Origin of the sequence: Flavobacterium sp. ASW18X, from assembly GCF_005144745.1 — a bacterium.
Taxonomy (GTDB): Bacteria; Bacteroidota; Bacteroidia; order Flavobacteriales; family Flavobacteriaceae; genus Croceivirga.
Genome location: NZ_SWKK01000004.1, coordinates 505,132 through 520,209, shown reverse-complemented (window position 1 = coordinate 520,209; position 15,078 = coordinate 505,132). Strand labels below are relative to the sequence as shown.

Here is a 15,078-nt window from a genome sequence, read left to right as displayed (position 1 = left end):
AGCATTAAGTTAATGCATTTAGGACAAAATCTATACGTTTTGGGATAGAAGTTTTAGGAACCAAGATAATGTCATAACCAAAACGTTGGTAAACAGCCATTAGGTGCTCATGTAGTTCTTCGGCTTGCTCAAAAGTTTCCAATCTTTCGTTGTCAGAAACATATATTTCTTTCCATGGGGGTACCATGAAAATAGTATCATAGGTGTGCTTTTCGCAGGTTTTGGTAAAGTCCTCACCATAGGCTTGCTCAAAATAGTCCATGTAGCCCAATACGTCTGGCAAACCTCTATCAAAAAAACTAAGTGGTTCTTTTATAGTATCTGATTTTAGATAATGAGCCAGTCTACCTTCTAATAATTGCCTGTTAAAAGCCATAGGGTCATCTACAAAAGTTAAAGGATTTACCGTCATAGCATCCGTGTCTCCCTTACTTTTGGCTTCTGCCGTCATAGTACGTATAATTTCATGATAACATGGATAACCTAGTTTTTCTAGCCCTTCTACTAAAACGGTCTTTCCTGTTCCTGGTGCTCCTGTGATAACAATTTTCTTGTGGTTCACAACAATTTTAATTTTTGACGCAAAGTAATGAATTTGAAACATGGGAAAAAAATTGAAGTATTGCCACTATCTTTGCTTAAAATTTATGTATGGACCAAAAGAAATCAGAAGAGTTTTATAACAGATTGAGGGAGCAACTGTGGGATAATACCTCTTGGCCTAGCAAATATTTATATAAATTTATTGTTCCCTCCAATTCTGACGGAGTGACGCAAATCAATACTATATTTGATAATATGGGAGCAGTAATAGGGTCTAAAACTTCTAGCAAAGGCACCTATACTAGCCTATCTATTACAGTGCAAATGAAAGATCCAGATGCAGTCATTGCCAAGTATAAAGAAGTAGAAGGGGTAAAGGGTGTTATTTCTTTATAAATAGTAGTTACTCCTTATAATTTTCTTATTTTGCAGCTAGTTTAATTACCTCCTTAAAAACTTTCCAGTTTGAATTTAGTAGAAAACTTAGAATATAACACGGAGCGTCCACAACTACATATTCCAGAATACGGACGTCATTTTCAGAAAATGGTTGATCAGGCAGTAGCCATAGAAGACCGTGATGAACGCAACAACGTTGCTAAAGCTATTATTAGCGTTATGGGGAATTTACAACCCCATTTAAGGGATGTCCCTGATTTTCAGCATAAGCTATGGGATCAATTGTTTATTATGTCCGATTTTAAATTGGATGTTGATTCTCCTTTTCCGATTACAAGTAAAGAAGTGTTACAACAGCGACCAGAACCTTTAAGATATCCGCAAAACCATCCAAAATATAGATTTTACGGTAACAATATCAAGAGAATGATAGATGTTGCGATAAAATGGGAAAAGGGAGATATGCGAGATGGATTGGAATATGCTATTGCCAATCACATGAAAAAATGTTTTTTAACATGGAATAAAGACACCGTAGAAGATAGAGTGATTTTTGAACATCTTAAAGAATTAAGTAATGGAGAAATAGACCTTGCTCCAGAAGGTGAAAGTCTTACCGATAGCGATCAGTTTTTAAAGAACAATGGTAAATCTAACCAACACCGTAGCAATGGTAGACACAACGGTAAAAAGAACCAAAGAAACAATAGAAATAAAAAACGCAACTAAAAAACCTACACCATTAAATGGGGACATTTAGAATCCAAGGGGGAAAAAAACTAAAAGGTGAAATAACCCCACAAGGGGCAAAGAATGAAGCTTTACAAATTCTTTGTGCTGTACTGTTGACACCAGAAAAAGTTACTATCAACAACATACCAGACATTGTAGATGTTAATAAACTTATTGCCTTACTAGAAGATTTAGGAGTTAAAATTCAAAAGAAAGGTAAAGGTTCTTACACCTTCAAGGCAGATGATGTTAATCTAGACTATCTACAATCAGAACAATTTAAAAAAGATGGTAGAGGACTACGGGGTTCTATTATGCTAGTAGGGCCATTGTTAGGTAGATTTGGTAAAGGATATATACCTAAACCGGGTGGAGATAAGATAGGTCGTAGACGTTTAGATACGCATTTTGAGGGTTTCATTAAATTAGGGGCCCAGTTTAGATATAATAAAGAAGAACATTTTTACGGGGTTGAAGCGGAAGAGCTGCAAGGTACTTATATGTTATTAGATGAAGCATCTGTAACAGGTACCGCAAACATTGTGATGGCAGCAGTATTAGCAAAAGGCACAACTACTATCTATAACGCAGCATGCGAGCCTTATTTGCAACAATTATGTAAAATGATGGTACGTATGGGAGCTAATATTTCTGGTATTGGTTCTAATTTACTAACTATAGAAGGGGTTGAGTGTCTAGGTGGAACAGAGCATACCATGTTACCAGATATGATAGAAATTGGTAGCTGGGTTGGTTTGGCAGCAATGACACGCAGTGAGTTAACCATTAAAAATGTTAGCTGGGAAAATTTAGGTCAGATTCCAGATGTTTTTAGAAAACTAGGAATTACTATGGAAAGACGTGGAGACGATATCTATATTCCAGAACATAAAGATGGTTATGAGATACAAAACTTTATAGACGGTTCTATCTTAACCATTGCAGATGCACCTTGGCCAGGATTTACACCAGATTTACTTAGTATTATATTGGTGATAGCCACACAAGCGAGAGGAGAAGTGGTTGTGCATCAGAAAATGTTCGAGAGTAGATTGTTTTTCGTAGATAAATTATTAGATATGGGTGCTAAAATTATCCTTTGTGACCCTCACCGTGCCACTGTGATAGGTCACGATTTTAAATCAACCTTAAAAGCAACTACCATGACCTCTCCGGATATCAGAGCTGGTGTATCTTTGCTTATTGCGGCCTTATCTGCAAAAGGAACTTCTACAATCCACAACATTGAACAAATAGACCGCGGTTACGAGAATATAGACGAACGTCTTAGAGCCATAGGAGCGGATATTGTAAGAGTTTAGTTTTCTTGAAATAAAATTCGATGCACATTTTTAAAAAATGTAGTAGCGAATTCACTAGGTTTATTAAAGGCAGAAGACTTGCTAAAAATAGCGTCTATCTGCCTTAGTTTTTCATGCTTACTGTCCTCAAATTCATCAAACTCATGAAAAGCCATATCCCAATTTAAAAATAAAGGGGTCTCTATATGTTGCTCTATTAAAGTAGTAACATTATAATGTCTTTTATCTAGTTTTATACTGTCATACAGCGCTAATAGAGCAGATTCTTCTCCCTCTAATAACTGTATAAACGTTTGGTTGTGGTATAAGAGACAGCCCGTTATATTATGGTTATTATTGAAAGCTCTTGCTTTACTTAGCATTAAATAAACTTCTGGTAAGGAAAATGATGGTTGCGCTACCGAACGGTAGATTAATGAGTACATATTTATTGGTCTGTTAGGTCATCATAAAAGTACAGAATTCTTATAAACTTAAACAAAACCTAATAAATTATGGTGCGTTATTTACCTCAATCCAGTAACCATCAGGGTCTTGCAAATAGATTTGTTTAACTCCATCAGAGCGTATGGAAATTTCATTTTTAGTGCCTGACCAATCGTAAAAACTTATTTGTAAATGTTTTAGGTGTGCAATAAAAGCCTCTAATTGTTGGGTGGTTAAAGACAGGTGAATGCTCTTGTTTTTGGTGAAATTTGCGGCCTCTTTTTGTATCAAATGTAATTGTGCAGCTTTTTTTACCAAAAACCATCTAAACTTAGGATTGTTGTCTGGATGGGAAATTTCTTTTAACTGAAATACTTCTTTGTAAAAATCTCCAGCCCTTTTTAAATCTTGGACTACAATGGCGTAATGATTAAAGTCGAAATAAAATTGTTTTCGCTCGGTAGTAAATTGCGTTTTTAAAAATGTTTGTTGCCACTTACCATCTTCTAAAATGCCTACAACAAACTCGTATGTATAGTCATCTATATAACGCCAATAATCTGTTACTTGGGTGCCACCGTAATCGTAGATGTACATGATATCTTTGTTGTATACTTCCACTTTTCCACGGGTAGTATTGCCTTCTACATCAAATTCCCAAAAACGTAAACGGCCCGTTTTGGTATCGTATTTTCTTATACCATGGCTACGTTGCCCATAGTTCTTTTGTTCAGGGTCTAAAAAGCCAGTGGTCTCTGTAATTATCAAACTACTATCTAGAGCTATTTTAAAAGACATTTCTTGCTTAAAGGTACTTCCATTACCCCATGTTCCTTCTGCTTTCCAGATTTTATTTAAAAGTGGGGTAAAAGCTTTTAGAGGTTTATTTTCTTGTGCACTAAGGGGGAAAAGGCCCGCTATTAGCAGGCCTAGTACATAAATTCTAGTCATATAATGTTTTAATTTTTGCCTATTGGCGGTGGGCCATCTATCATAGCCTCGTATTTTTCATCTCCTTTTCTTGTTTTATATTCTTCTTTAACTTGATTGACCAATTTAGGATTTTCAAACAAATCTACCATAGTCATAGCCATTGCTTTAGAAGCGTAAACCATTCCCTTATGCCCAATACTCATACCCCCACAAGCTACAACGGCCCACGAATGCCAAGGGGTATCTTTTGGTGCGACGGTAACGCTTAAATTAATGTTAGGTACATTCCAACTTACGTCACCCACATCTGTAGACCCGCCGCCAGGCAGTTCTTCGGTTTCTCTTAATGGTTTTATACTACTATCCATGCCAACCTCTGATTTTCCGGTTGCTTTTTGGATTGCTTTCCCAAATTCAATTTCCTCTTCAGTATAGCTTATAGGACCTAAAAGTTCTAGATTTTTTTGCATAATGGCACCCCCAGACCTGTTGACCAGAGTTTCATAAATACCAGATACCAATGATATTTTATAATCTACATTTGCCATGATAGCCGCGCCTTCTGCCATCTTTTTTACTTGTTCATAAGTAGGAAGCATAACTTTACGTTTAGGATCCCGTACCCTGACCCAAATTTTAGAATAGTCCGGTACTACATTAACTACCTGACCGCCATCTTGTATATGGTAATGAATTCTTGAGGTTGGTTTTATATGTTCACGGTAATAATTAATACCAGTAGTATACAATTCTAAAGCATCAGAAGCGCTTCTACCATTCCAAGGGTCAGCAGATGCATGTGCTGCTTGGCCGTAAAACTCAACAATAAAATCAATTAAGGATAAGCCACTTTGTACATCTGCTTCTATGTTAGCGCCTGGGTGCCAGCTAATGTTTACATCCACATCATCCCACAGACCAGCCTCTACCATCCAAACTTTGGCAAAATATTTTTCTTCTGCTGGTGTACCTAAAAATTTTACGGTCCCTTTTAATTTTCCAGCTTCAATTTGTTCTTTAATGGCTATTGCGGCCCCTAAGCTTGCGGCACCGAACATGTTATGCCCACATCCATGACCGGGAGCACCTTCCACTCTAGGATTTTTAGTTGGAGTAGTATTTTGAGATAGTCCCGGAAGTGCATCAAACTCCCCTAAAATGCTAATTACGGGTTTACCACTGCCATACGTTGCGGTAAATGCAGTAGGAATGTTGGCAACACCACGTTCCACCATTAGTCCATTTTTTTCTGCATAGCTAGCTAGAAGTTCTGCTGATTTTGATTCTTCAAATGCAGTTTCTGCTAAAGCCCAAATAGAATCACTCAAGGTGATTAGGTGTTCTTTGTGATTTTCTACAGCACTAATTACAGCCTGTTTATTTTTACTCACTTTTTGCGCAGAGGCCATCAACGGCACTGCAAGTAGGAGTAAACCGAGTAGTTTTGGTGTTTTCATTTGCTATCGAGTTCTTTGGTTATCCTCTAAAAATACCAAAAAATCCGATTTACCCCACGGCCTCTTTATAGACTTTTAAACAGCGTTCTCGTGCTTCTTTATGGTCTACCATTTTATTTGGGTAACTCATTTCTTGTAAATCCTTGACCCATCGGTTAATGTATTTTTTATCCTTATCAAATTTATCTATTTGGGTCATAGGGTTAAAAATTCTAAAATAGGGTGCAGCATCTACACCGCTACCCGCAGCCCATTGCCAGTTACCTACATTACTAGACATTTCATAATCCAAAAGCTTTTCGGCAAAGTACGCTTCACCCCATCGCCAATCTATGAGCAAGTGTTTACACAAAAAGCTTGCTACCAACATCCGCACCCGGTTATGCATGTATCCTGTTTCATTCAATTGTCGCATTCCTGCATCTACTAAAGCATATCCTGTTTTGCCTTCTTTCCATTTTGTAAATTCCTCCTCATTATTACGCCATTTAATACGGTCATACTTTGCTCTAAAAGCATTGTTTACGGTTTCAGGAAAATGCCACAAAATTTGCATAAAGAACTCTCGCCAAATTAGCTCGTTCCAGAAGGTTTCATTCTTTTCTTCTGTCGCTTTTTTAACCATTTTCCGTACACTTACCGTTCCAAAACGTAAGTGGGGACCTAACTGTGAAGTCCCTGTCTTTAAAGCTGGGAAATTACGAGTGTCTTCGTATTTTTGAATTAAATGAGGCGTTACTAAATAATCTGGTACTTTAATTGTAGCGGTTTTAAAACCGATATCACTCAAACTTAAATTTGGAAGTCTACTGTGGGCAATAAAGTTTTTAAAATTGTCTTTGGTATCATAAGCCACCAAATGTTTAGAAGCGTTGAAGTTTTCCTTCCATTTTTTCATGTAAGGTGTGTATACCACATAAGGGTCGCCATCACCTTTGACTACCTCGCTTTTTTCAAAAATAACTTGATCTTTATAAGTCTTAAAAGCTATCTGGTGCTCTTCTAATAGTTCTTTAATGTTTTGGTCCCTTTTTTTTGCATAAGGCTCATAATCATGATTCGTAAAAACAGTACCAATAGTATACTCCTTTAATAACTGTTTAAAAACCGTCTTTGGAGTATCGTGGAACATAGCAATACTGCTTTTAACCTTTTCTTGCAGGGTATTCCGCATGTTTTGAAGGGTATCAAAAATAAAGGTTACTCTAGCATCGTCTTCTGGTAATTGTTCTAGAATCTCTTTATCAAAAATAAATATTGGGAGAACAGGATTCTCGTCGTTTAAAGCATGGTAAAGACCTACATTGTCTTCCAGTCTAAGATCCCGTCTAAACCAAAAAATATTAACCTTATCTGCCATCAATTTACATTTAAAGTAGATAAGCCACCATCAATACCCATTACTTGTCCTGTTACCCAGGAGCTTTTATCAGAGATTAAAAATACAGCCAAATCTGCAATGTCTTCAGGTTTACCCACACGGTTTAACGGATGTCTTTTAGACATCATTTCTCTTTTTTTATCATTGTTTAAAAGTCTTGTGGCTAAGGGAGTATCTACCAGTGAAGGCGCAATGGTATTAACTCTAATCTTTGGTGCATATTCTGCCGCTAAAGACTTTGCAAAGCCTTCAATAGCGCCCTTTGCTGCGGCTACGCTGGTATGAAACGGCATACCAGTGCCAACCGCTACGGTACTAAAAAAGACCATACTACTGTTTTCTGCCATCTTGGGCATAACGGTTTTTACAATGTTAACCATGGAGAAAAAATTAAGTTCCATGTCCTCTTTAAAAGTTTCTAAGGAAAGCATTTTAAAAGGTTTAAGGTTGATGGAACCTGGACAATAGGCAAATCCATGAATTTCTGATGGCAATTCTTCCTCGTTTAATTGGTCGGTTGTAGCATCAAAAGAAATGTGGTTTACATCTAAATTACCTAAATCCTCTTTAGTTCTAGAGGCTACATATACGGTATGGTTTTCTAATAAGGTTTTGGCCATAGCAAAACCTATACCATGAGAACCACCTATTAATAAAATATTTTTACTCATTTTTTTCTATTTAAATGTTATGGAATTTTGATACCCTTCTAGATGACCAAACAATTCGTTCAATCGTTTTTCCCGATAATTAAAAATGTTTTGTAGTTGCTTTTTTACGATGATGGGGTGCATCAATCGCCCTAAAATACCGAGCGGAAGTTTATAATCTATAATGTCTTCCATTTCTACGCCACCATCTATTTGTTTTATAAAATGCTTATGGTGCCACAATGCATAAGGACCAAAACGTTGTTCATCTACAAAGTATTCTCCTTCTTTAACATGGGTAATTTCGGTAACCCATTTTGTAGGTATATGAGGAAAAGGATAGACTATATATTGAATGATTTGTCCCTGATACATATCCCTATCTGCGCCAGATAAAATTTTAAAGCCCATATGTTCTGGGGTAATCACCTTTAAGTTTCTAGGGTCAGATAAAAAGCTCCACGCTTTTTCCATACTAATAGGAAAACCTTGTTTTGCGGTTAAACGATAAACCTTCATGCTGATTTTTTAACAAAAGTAGGGTTAATATTGTTTAATTAAAAACATTAAAAGTTAAACAATTTTGAAAAATCGACGTAATTCATCTTAATAACAGCGCAGTTCTTCCGATGCCGTTCTAAAAGGCTAGGCAACCATTTGGTTTTCAATTATATTTACCCATATGAGAGGATTACAGCTACTATTTTGTTTAACAGCTTTATGGGCTGGTGCACAAACCAACATCAAAGCAATTGGAGACCTGCCAACGGAACTGCAAGAAACCTCTGGATTAGCTTATTGGGACAAGCAAGTTTTAAGTTGCAATGACTCTGGAAATAGTGCAGAAATATTTGTAATGAATCCTGAAACTTTAGAGATAACTGCACGCAAGACCTTAATGGCAGAGAATATAGATTGGGAGGCTTTGAGTATCGATGGTGAATTTGGATATGTAGGTGATTTTGGTAATAATCTTGGTACAAGAAGAGATTTAAAAGTGTATAAGTTTAGGTTGGCAGCTTTGCAAACGAACAGCCCAATAGTTACGGAAATCATTGGGTTTAGTTATCCAGAGCAAGTTAACTTTGAAGGGCAGGAGCATAGTGATTTTGATGCAGAAGCAATGATAGCAACAGAAAATTATTTGTACATCTTCACGAAGCAATGGAAATCTATGAATACGGCGGTTTATCGTTTACCCAAAATAGCAGGTTCCTATCAGGCAGAATTTGTGCAAGAAATACCTATAAACGGTTTAGTGACAGATGCTACGTATGTAAAGGATGCTAACACAATTATCTTATTGGGATACACCAGTATACTTACACCTTTTCTTTTGAATGTAGAGTTGGATGAAAGGGGGCAATTTGTGGTACAGCAAGAAAAATTGCAGTTGCCGATAGGTATTGCCCAGACCGAGGGTATTACTAAGAATGCCAATCATACCTATTATGTAAGTTGTGAAAATTATCAAAATCCACCTTTTGTTAGCTCGGCCTCCAGATTATTTTCTTTTACGTTGGATAGTGAGACCCTCGAAGAAGAAGATGCGCAAGAAGATTCTAATGAAGACTTACCTAAGGGAGATGGGGAAGCTCCAGAAGAACAATTAAGGATTGAGCGTCCTCTGGCCTACCAGCCAATGGGAAATTCGGCCTTAGCTTTTAAAATGCCAGTTAACACTCTATTACAAGGTCTTTCTATTTTTGATACCTCTGGGAGGCAAATTGCTTTTTATCAGAAGCAAGAATTAGAAGAATACACCATAAACACCTCTTTCTTAAAACCTTCCATATATTATGCTCAGTTTTATGCAGAAAATGATAGGTGGGTTATTCCTTTTCTAATTCGATAAAATTCTTTTAAGCTTTTCTTAACTTTTGTCAGATTTGTTAATAGCTAGTTTTGCTAAAAAGTAAAAAACACTACAAATGAAAAAACTAGCACTATTGGGTATGCTTTTAGGTGTAATCTTTTCTGGATTAGCACAAATTGCAACCCCACAACCGAGCCCATTATCTACTATGGAACAACAAGTAGGTTTAACAGATGTTACGGTAGAATACTCTAGGCCTTCTATGAAAGGCAGAAAAGTATTTGGTAACCTAGTTCCTTACGATAAACTTTGGAGAACTGGGGCAAACAAGAATACTATTGTTACTTTTAGTGATGATGTAACTGTAGGAGGAAAGGCAATAAAGGCTGGCTCCTACGCTTTATTTACAAAACCAGGTGAGGCTGTTTGGGAAGTTATTTTTTATGCGGATACCAATAACTGGGGTACTCCACAAAATTGGGATGCATCTAAAGTGGCAGCTTCTGTAAAAGCAGAGGTTTATCCAGTAGAAATGCCGATTGAAACATTTACCATGACTATAGACGACATTCATAATAACGGTGCAATGTTGGGTATTTTATGGGAAAACGTATATGTAGGCGTGAAGTTTGATGTTCCTACACAAGAAAAAGCTATGAAGAGCATTGAAGCAGTGATGGCCGGTCCTAGTGGTAACGATTATTATGCAGCAGCTTCTTATTATTTGGAAGAAGGCAAGGATTTAAATAAGGCAAAAGATTGGATAGAAAAAGCGGTAGCAGCAAATCCACAAGCATTTTGGATGATGCGTAAGCAATCCCTAATCTATGCTAAATTAGGAGATACCAAAGCTGCAATTGCGGCAGCTAAAAATTCTCTAGCGGTTGCAGAAAAGGCTGGCAATGCGGATTACGTAAAAATGAATCAAGATTCTTTAAAAGAATGGGGCGCTAAGTAAGCAAACTATACTTTAAAAATAAAAAGCCCGGTATTTCCGGGCTTTTTTTTATGTTTCTACAGTATTACTTTTTAAAGTTCTATCTAGGATTTCTAAAAATAAGGCGAAAAGCATAACTAAAGCGCATCCAAAAGCATTTAGCCATAAATAAGACATCCAATCTTGGTACCATCCAATGATAACAATTATCTGTGTCACTATAGCGGCTATAAAAACAGCATTGCCTTTTACAAATTTTACAAAGAAAGCTAACAGAAATATACCTAGTACATTACCGTAAAAGATAGAACCGATAATATTTACAAGTTGAATTAAATTATCGAACAAATTTGCAATGTTGGCCACTGCAATAGCAAGCATTCCCCAAATAAAAGTGAAGATTTTGGTCATTCTTATCTCTTGAGTCTGAGAAAGGTTTCTGCCAATATTTCTTTTGTATAAATCCAGCGCTGTAATGGTCCCCAAAGCATTAAGCTCTGACGCTGTAGAACTCATAGCGGCAGATAATATAACAGCTAATAATAGCCCAATTAACCCCCTAGGTAAATTGGTTAGTATAAAATGGATAAACACATAGTCTTTATCATTGGTTTCTACCTGGGGAGCACCTTCCGCAATAAGAACTTTAGCGGCCTCTCTGTTTCTTTTGTCTAAAGTGTTAGCTTCTTTTAAGTTTAGCTTTGCTTGTTCTATGGCATTGTAGTCCTTTAATTTTAAGGCCGTGACAAAGTCGTTTTGTGCCATGCGTTTTTCTTTTTCTGCACTGAGATGTCCTTTTTCTAATTGGCGATAATCTTCTGCCATATTTGAAGCTTTTATAGCATCCTGAGCGGCAGGATTAAAATTTAAGGGCGATGGATTGTATTGGTAAAATACAAATACCATGACGCCTACCAAAAGGATAAAAAATTGCATGGGGATTTTTAGAATGGCATTAAAGATTAATCCCAATTGACTTTCCCGGACGCTTTTACCAGATAGATAGCGCTGCACTTGACTTTGGTCTGTGCCAAAATAAGCTAACATTAAAAAAAAACCACCTGTTATACCACTCCAGAAAGTATAGCGGTTCTGTGTGTCAAAATCAAAATTTAAAATTTCTAGTTTTTCGTTGGCTCCAGCTATTTTTAAGGCTTCACCAAAAGATACATCGGTAGGCAGACTCCCTAGAATAAAGAAAAAGGCAAAGAACATACCCACCATAATAACAAACATTTGTTGTTTTTGGGTAATATTTACAGCTTTAGTACCCCCTGTGACGGTATAGATAATTACCAGAATACCAATAATAATATTTAAGCTACTCAAGTCCCAACCTAATACAGCAGATAGGATGATGGAGGGTGCAAAGATGGTTATACCTGCTGCCAGTCCACGTTGAATAAGAAATAAAATGGCAGTAAGTGTTCTCGTTTTTAAATCAAAACGACTTTCTAACATTTCATAAGCGGTGTATACTTTAAGTTTATGGTATAATGGAATAAATACCATACATATTACAATCATGGCGAGTGGTAATCCAAAATAAAATTGGACAAAGCCCATACCATCATGGAAAGCTTGCCCTGGTGTAGATAAAAAAGTAATAGCACTGGCTTGTGTAGCCATCACAGACAAACCTATAGTCCACCATTTAGTATCACTGCCTCCGCGGACATAATCTTCAACGTTGGCACTGCCTTTTGTTTTGTAAACACCGTAAGCTACAATAAAGAACAATGTACTCGCTAGTACTACCCAGTCTATTGTACCCATATCTAATTATTGGCGTTCATAATGTAAATGAAAAGTAGAATGTAGAAAATATTAAAAGCCAACACTATACTGTATTCTTTTTTCCACACGTATGTTGTGCCTTTATTTTCCTTTTCTTCCATTATCGTTAGCATTATCAGATTTGCCTAAAGATAGCATATTTGCAAACAATTTATAAGCTCCGGGAACACCTGCTGGCAGTTCTCTAAAAAAGCTTAAACCAGTATATATGTAGTGACCTTTACCGTAGGGTGCTACTAAGAGACTCCCTTTAGTCGCTTCTTCTCCTTGGTCTGCCATAGATAGGATAGGCGTAAATTCTTGACTCCACTGATTGGGAAAATACAATCCTCTTTCTTGTATCCAACCGTCAAAATCTGTAGCCTCTATTTTGTTTGGCTTGTTTAAGATGGGGTGATTCTTAGCTAACAATTCAACTTTAGCATATTCATCTGTAACGCGGTCTCTAGAAATGGTAAGGGGGTAGGGAGCTATATTTTCAAATTGAGATTTCCAACGATTAGCCGTGTTGTATTGCACAATCATAGTGCCACCATTTTTTACATAATCTAATAAAATACTTTGTTTGTATTCTAAGGCATCTAAAACATTGTAAGCTCGTATCCCTAATACAACACCATCTAAATGCTGTAAATGCTCTGGTTGTAAGCTTTCTACGGTCAAAAACGTTACGTTATAACCAATTTGGCTTAGACTCTCTGGAACTTTATCACCTGCACCTACAATATAGCCGATATTCTCACCTGCTTTTTTAATGTTTAAACGAGCCACTTTAGCCTCCGACGGGAGTAATACAGACTGTTTTGGAATATGGTCATATTCAATCTCTACTAACGATAGATTATACTTTTGCCCATTAATACTTGCGATAGGTTGTATACTGCCTTCTGAAGTATTGATAGGTGGTGTTACTAGAAAATTTAGTGTTTGTACTTCTCCTTTTTTAGATAAACTAAATGATTGTTCTCCATTGACCATCCATCCTTGTGGTACTTTCAACGACAGGTTTCCACTTACATTATCTTTACCGGCACGCACATTAACAGCAACGTTTTTTGCATCGGTTGTTGCAAATAATATAACGTCTTCTACAACGCTAGTGGTTACAGGAGGCAAGATAACAAATGGACTGTATAATTCTCCTTTTTCTGGTTTGTTAAAATGATGCACGACATCTCTAGTAACCGTAAATTCTTTTCCCTCAATGGAAAAATTAAATGTTGCTTGGTATGCCGCAGGAGTTTCTGGCAATCCAATAAGAGTTGGACTGGATACCTTGTACATTCCAAGTTCTCCTTTTTCTAAAAGCCAATACGGTGAAGTGTAATCGGTATTGTTGGGTATGGAAAATTTTATATCAAAGGTTTCCTTTTGATTGTCTTCTAAAACTTTGTTAACCTTTTTATTTGCTGCATTGTTGTTTAAGCTAACTGAATTCAATCTTATGTTTGTATTAGAACGGTTCACTGCTTCAATTTCTACAGTGATGTCCTCACCTGGACTTGCTGCGCCCATGGCTGTATCAGCTTCTATGTACAATCCTGCCGCTGCCAGTATAATATTTTCTAATAGAGGTAATTTTTTAGCTTTCCAAAATTCGTCTTTACTATTTTTAAGTAAATGATAGGCTGCCAATAAATCTGGTAAATGGATGCTGGGGTCTTTAAAATTGAAATCTTTTTCTACTTTGTTTAAAAGAACACCAATGGCTTCGCCATCTGCTAATCTGGACCATGTAGTGTTAATACCTTCAAAAATATCGGTTTGCGAATTGGGTTTATCTCCCTTTAAAAATTCAACATAATCCGTTTCACTACCACGAGTTCCCATTTGTCCAAATCCTTGGCACAAGTGTTGGCTACGCGCTAAAGAAGCAATCTCATTGTTGCTCATTCCTAACTCTGGATAAAACACGCCAATATCCATGGAAATGAGGTTAGTCTTGTCTGCTGCTTCAAAATTTTCTCTGCTGCCATAAAACCACCACGAAGTGTTAAAAAACAATCTTTTGGGTTGCCATGTAGAGACGGTCTGTAGTTGGTTAGGATAGTTTTGGGCATCTCCTGCTAAGTCAAAAGCTTCAAAGCTCAACATTGCAGAAGCGGTGTGATGACCGTGTGTAGAACCCGGTGTTCTGTGGTCAAAACGATTTATGATAACATCTGGGCGTAATTGTCTTATCGCCAAAACAACATCAGATAGCACTTCTTTTTTATCCCAGATGGTCAGAGTTTCATCTGGATGTTTGCTGAAACCAAAATCAACCGCTCTAGAAAAACGTTGATGCCCACCGTCAATAGCTCTAGCGGCTAGCAACTCTTGGGTACGTAGAACCCCTAATAATTCTTTAAGTTCTGGTCCTATTAGATTTTGTCCGCCATCCCCTCGGGTTAGGGAAAGGTAAGTAGTGTTGGCCTTAACTTCATTTGCCAAATAGGCAATCATACGAGTATTTTCATCATCTGGATGTGCGGCTACATAGAGTACGTTGCCTAAAAAATTTAACCGTTGTAATTCGGTATAAATTTCAGAAGAGGTTAGTTTGCTAGGTTGCTGCGCTTGTAGTGAAGAAACTACAATAAAACAGAGGCATAAAAACGCTTTAAACTGCTGCATTATGGTTTTAGGTTTGGAATTTATCAAATATAAAAACTGTTAAAATTAAGGCTAGTCTATTTTAGGTTA

The 15,078-nt window shown here is 36.9% G+C and carries 14 protein-coding genes; 5 read left to right on the top strand and 9 right to left on the bottom strand.

Annotated elements, in window-relative coordinates:
- Window positions 1-4 precede the first annotated feature (4 nt).
- The gene (locus FBT53_RS05100) at window positions 5-562 is read right to left on the bottom strand and encodes an AAA family ATPase (RefSeq protein WP_240729764.1); all 558 of its coding nucleotides are present in this window, start codon (window positions 560-562) and stop codon (window positions 5-7) included.
- A gap of 89 nt (window positions 563-651) precedes the next feature.
- Between FBT53_RS05100 and FBT53_RS05095 the strand changes: the two genes are divergently transcribed.
- From FBT53_RS05095 to murA, 3 genes are all read left to right on the top strand, one after another.
- A complete protein-coding gene (locus tag FBT53_RS05095) occupies window positions 652-939 on the top strand; it encodes a DUF493 family protein (RefSeq protein WP_136950083.1) in 288 nt (95 codons plus the stop codon).
- 69 nt (window positions 940-1,008) lie between these two features.
- On the top strand, window positions 1,009-1,671 hold the full coding sequence (locus FBT53_RS05090; RefSeq protein ID WP_136950082.1) for a DUF4290 domain-containing protein: 663 nt from the start codon (window positions 1,009-1,011) through the stop codon (window positions 1,669-1,671).
- 17 nt (window positions 1,672-1,688) lie between these two features.
- Complete coding sequence (gene murA, locus FBT53_RS05085; protein ID WP_136950081.1) at window positions 1,689-2,996, top strand: UDP-N-acetylglucosamine 1-carboxyvinyltransferase; 1,308 nt, start codon at window positions 1,689-1,691, stop codon at window positions 2,994-2,996.
- Here murA and FBT53_RS05080 read toward each other — a convergent pair.
- The 6 genes from FBT53_RS05080 to FBT53_RS05055 form a co-directional block, all read right to left on the bottom strand.
- The gene (locus FBT53_RS05080; protein WP_136950080.1) at window positions 2,993-3,421 is read right to left on the bottom strand and encodes a BLUF domain-containing protein; all 429 of its coding nucleotides are present in this window, start codon (window positions 3,419-3,421) and stop codon (window positions 2,993-2,995) included. The two genes, murA and FBT53_RS05080, sit on opposite strands and share 4 nt — an antisense overlap.
- Before the next feature lie 67 nt (window positions 3,422-3,488).
- Window positions 3,489-4,373, bottom strand: coding sequence for a VOC family protein (locus tag FBT53_RS16265; protein ID WP_240729763.1), 885 nt, complete (start codon window positions 4,371-4,373; stop codon window positions 3,489-3,491).
- A gap of 8 nt (window positions 4,374-4,381) precedes the next feature.
- Entirely contained in the window at window positions 4,382-5,812 is a 1,431-nt protein-coding gene (locus FBT53_RS05070; protein WP_136950079.1) for an amidohydrolase, read from the bottom strand.
- Between the two features lie 49 nt (window positions 5,813-5,861).
- Complete coding sequence (locus tag FBT53_RS05065; RefSeq protein ID WP_136950078.1) at window positions 5,862-7,172, bottom strand: deoxyribodipyrimidine photo-lyase; 1,311 nt, start codon at window positions 7,170-7,172, stop codon at window positions 5,862-5,864.
- Window positions 7,172-7,864 carry an SDR family NAD(P)-dependent oxidoreductase gene (locus FBT53_RS05060; protein ID WP_136950077.1) on the bottom strand — a complete coding sequence of 231 codons (693 nt, stop codon included), beginning with the start codon at window positions 7,862-7,864 and terminating at the stop codon, window positions 7,172-7,174. The genes FBT53_RS05065 and FBT53_RS05060 overlap by 1 nt, the downstream gene beginning before the upstream one ends.
- A 6-nt stretch (window positions 7,865-7,870) precedes the next feature.
- Entirely contained in the window at window positions 7,871-8,362 is a 492-nt protein-coding gene (locus tag FBT53_RS05055; protein ID WP_136950076.1) for an SRPBCC family protein, read from the bottom strand.
- A 163-nt stretch (window positions 8,363-8,525) separates the two neighbouring features.
- Between FBT53_RS05055 and FBT53_RS05050 the strand changes: the two genes are divergently transcribed.
- Window positions 8,526-9,698: a hypothetical protein gene (locus FBT53_RS05050; RefSeq protein WP_136950075.1), complete on the top strand. Its 1,173-nt coding sequence runs from the start codon at window positions 8,526-8,528 to the stop codon at window positions 9,696-9,698.
- 76 nt (window positions 9,699-9,774) lie between these two features.
- Window positions 9,775-10,617: a DUF2911 domain-containing protein gene (locus FBT53_RS05045; protein WP_136950074.1), complete on the top strand. Its 843-nt coding sequence runs from the start codon at window positions 9,775-9,777 to the stop codon at window positions 10,615-10,617.
- A gap of 48 nt (window positions 10,618-10,665) precedes the next feature.
- Here the strand turns inward: FBT53_RS05045 and FBT53_RS05040 are convergent, their stop codons facing one another.
- Complete coding sequence (locus tag FBT53_RS05040) at window positions 10,666-12,372, bottom strand: sodium:solute symporter (protein ID WP_136950073.1); 1,707 nt, start codon at window positions 12,370-12,372, stop codon at window positions 10,666-10,668.
- 102 nt (window positions 12,373-12,474) lie between these two features.
- Window positions 12,475-15,009 (bottom strand): PIG-L family deacetylase, encoded by a 2,535-nt coding sequence (locus FBT53_RS05035; RefSeq protein WP_136950072.1) that lies wholly within the window; start codon window positions 15,007-15,009, stop codon window positions 12,475-12,477.
- Between the last annotated feature and the right edge of the window lie 69 nt (window positions 15,010-15,078).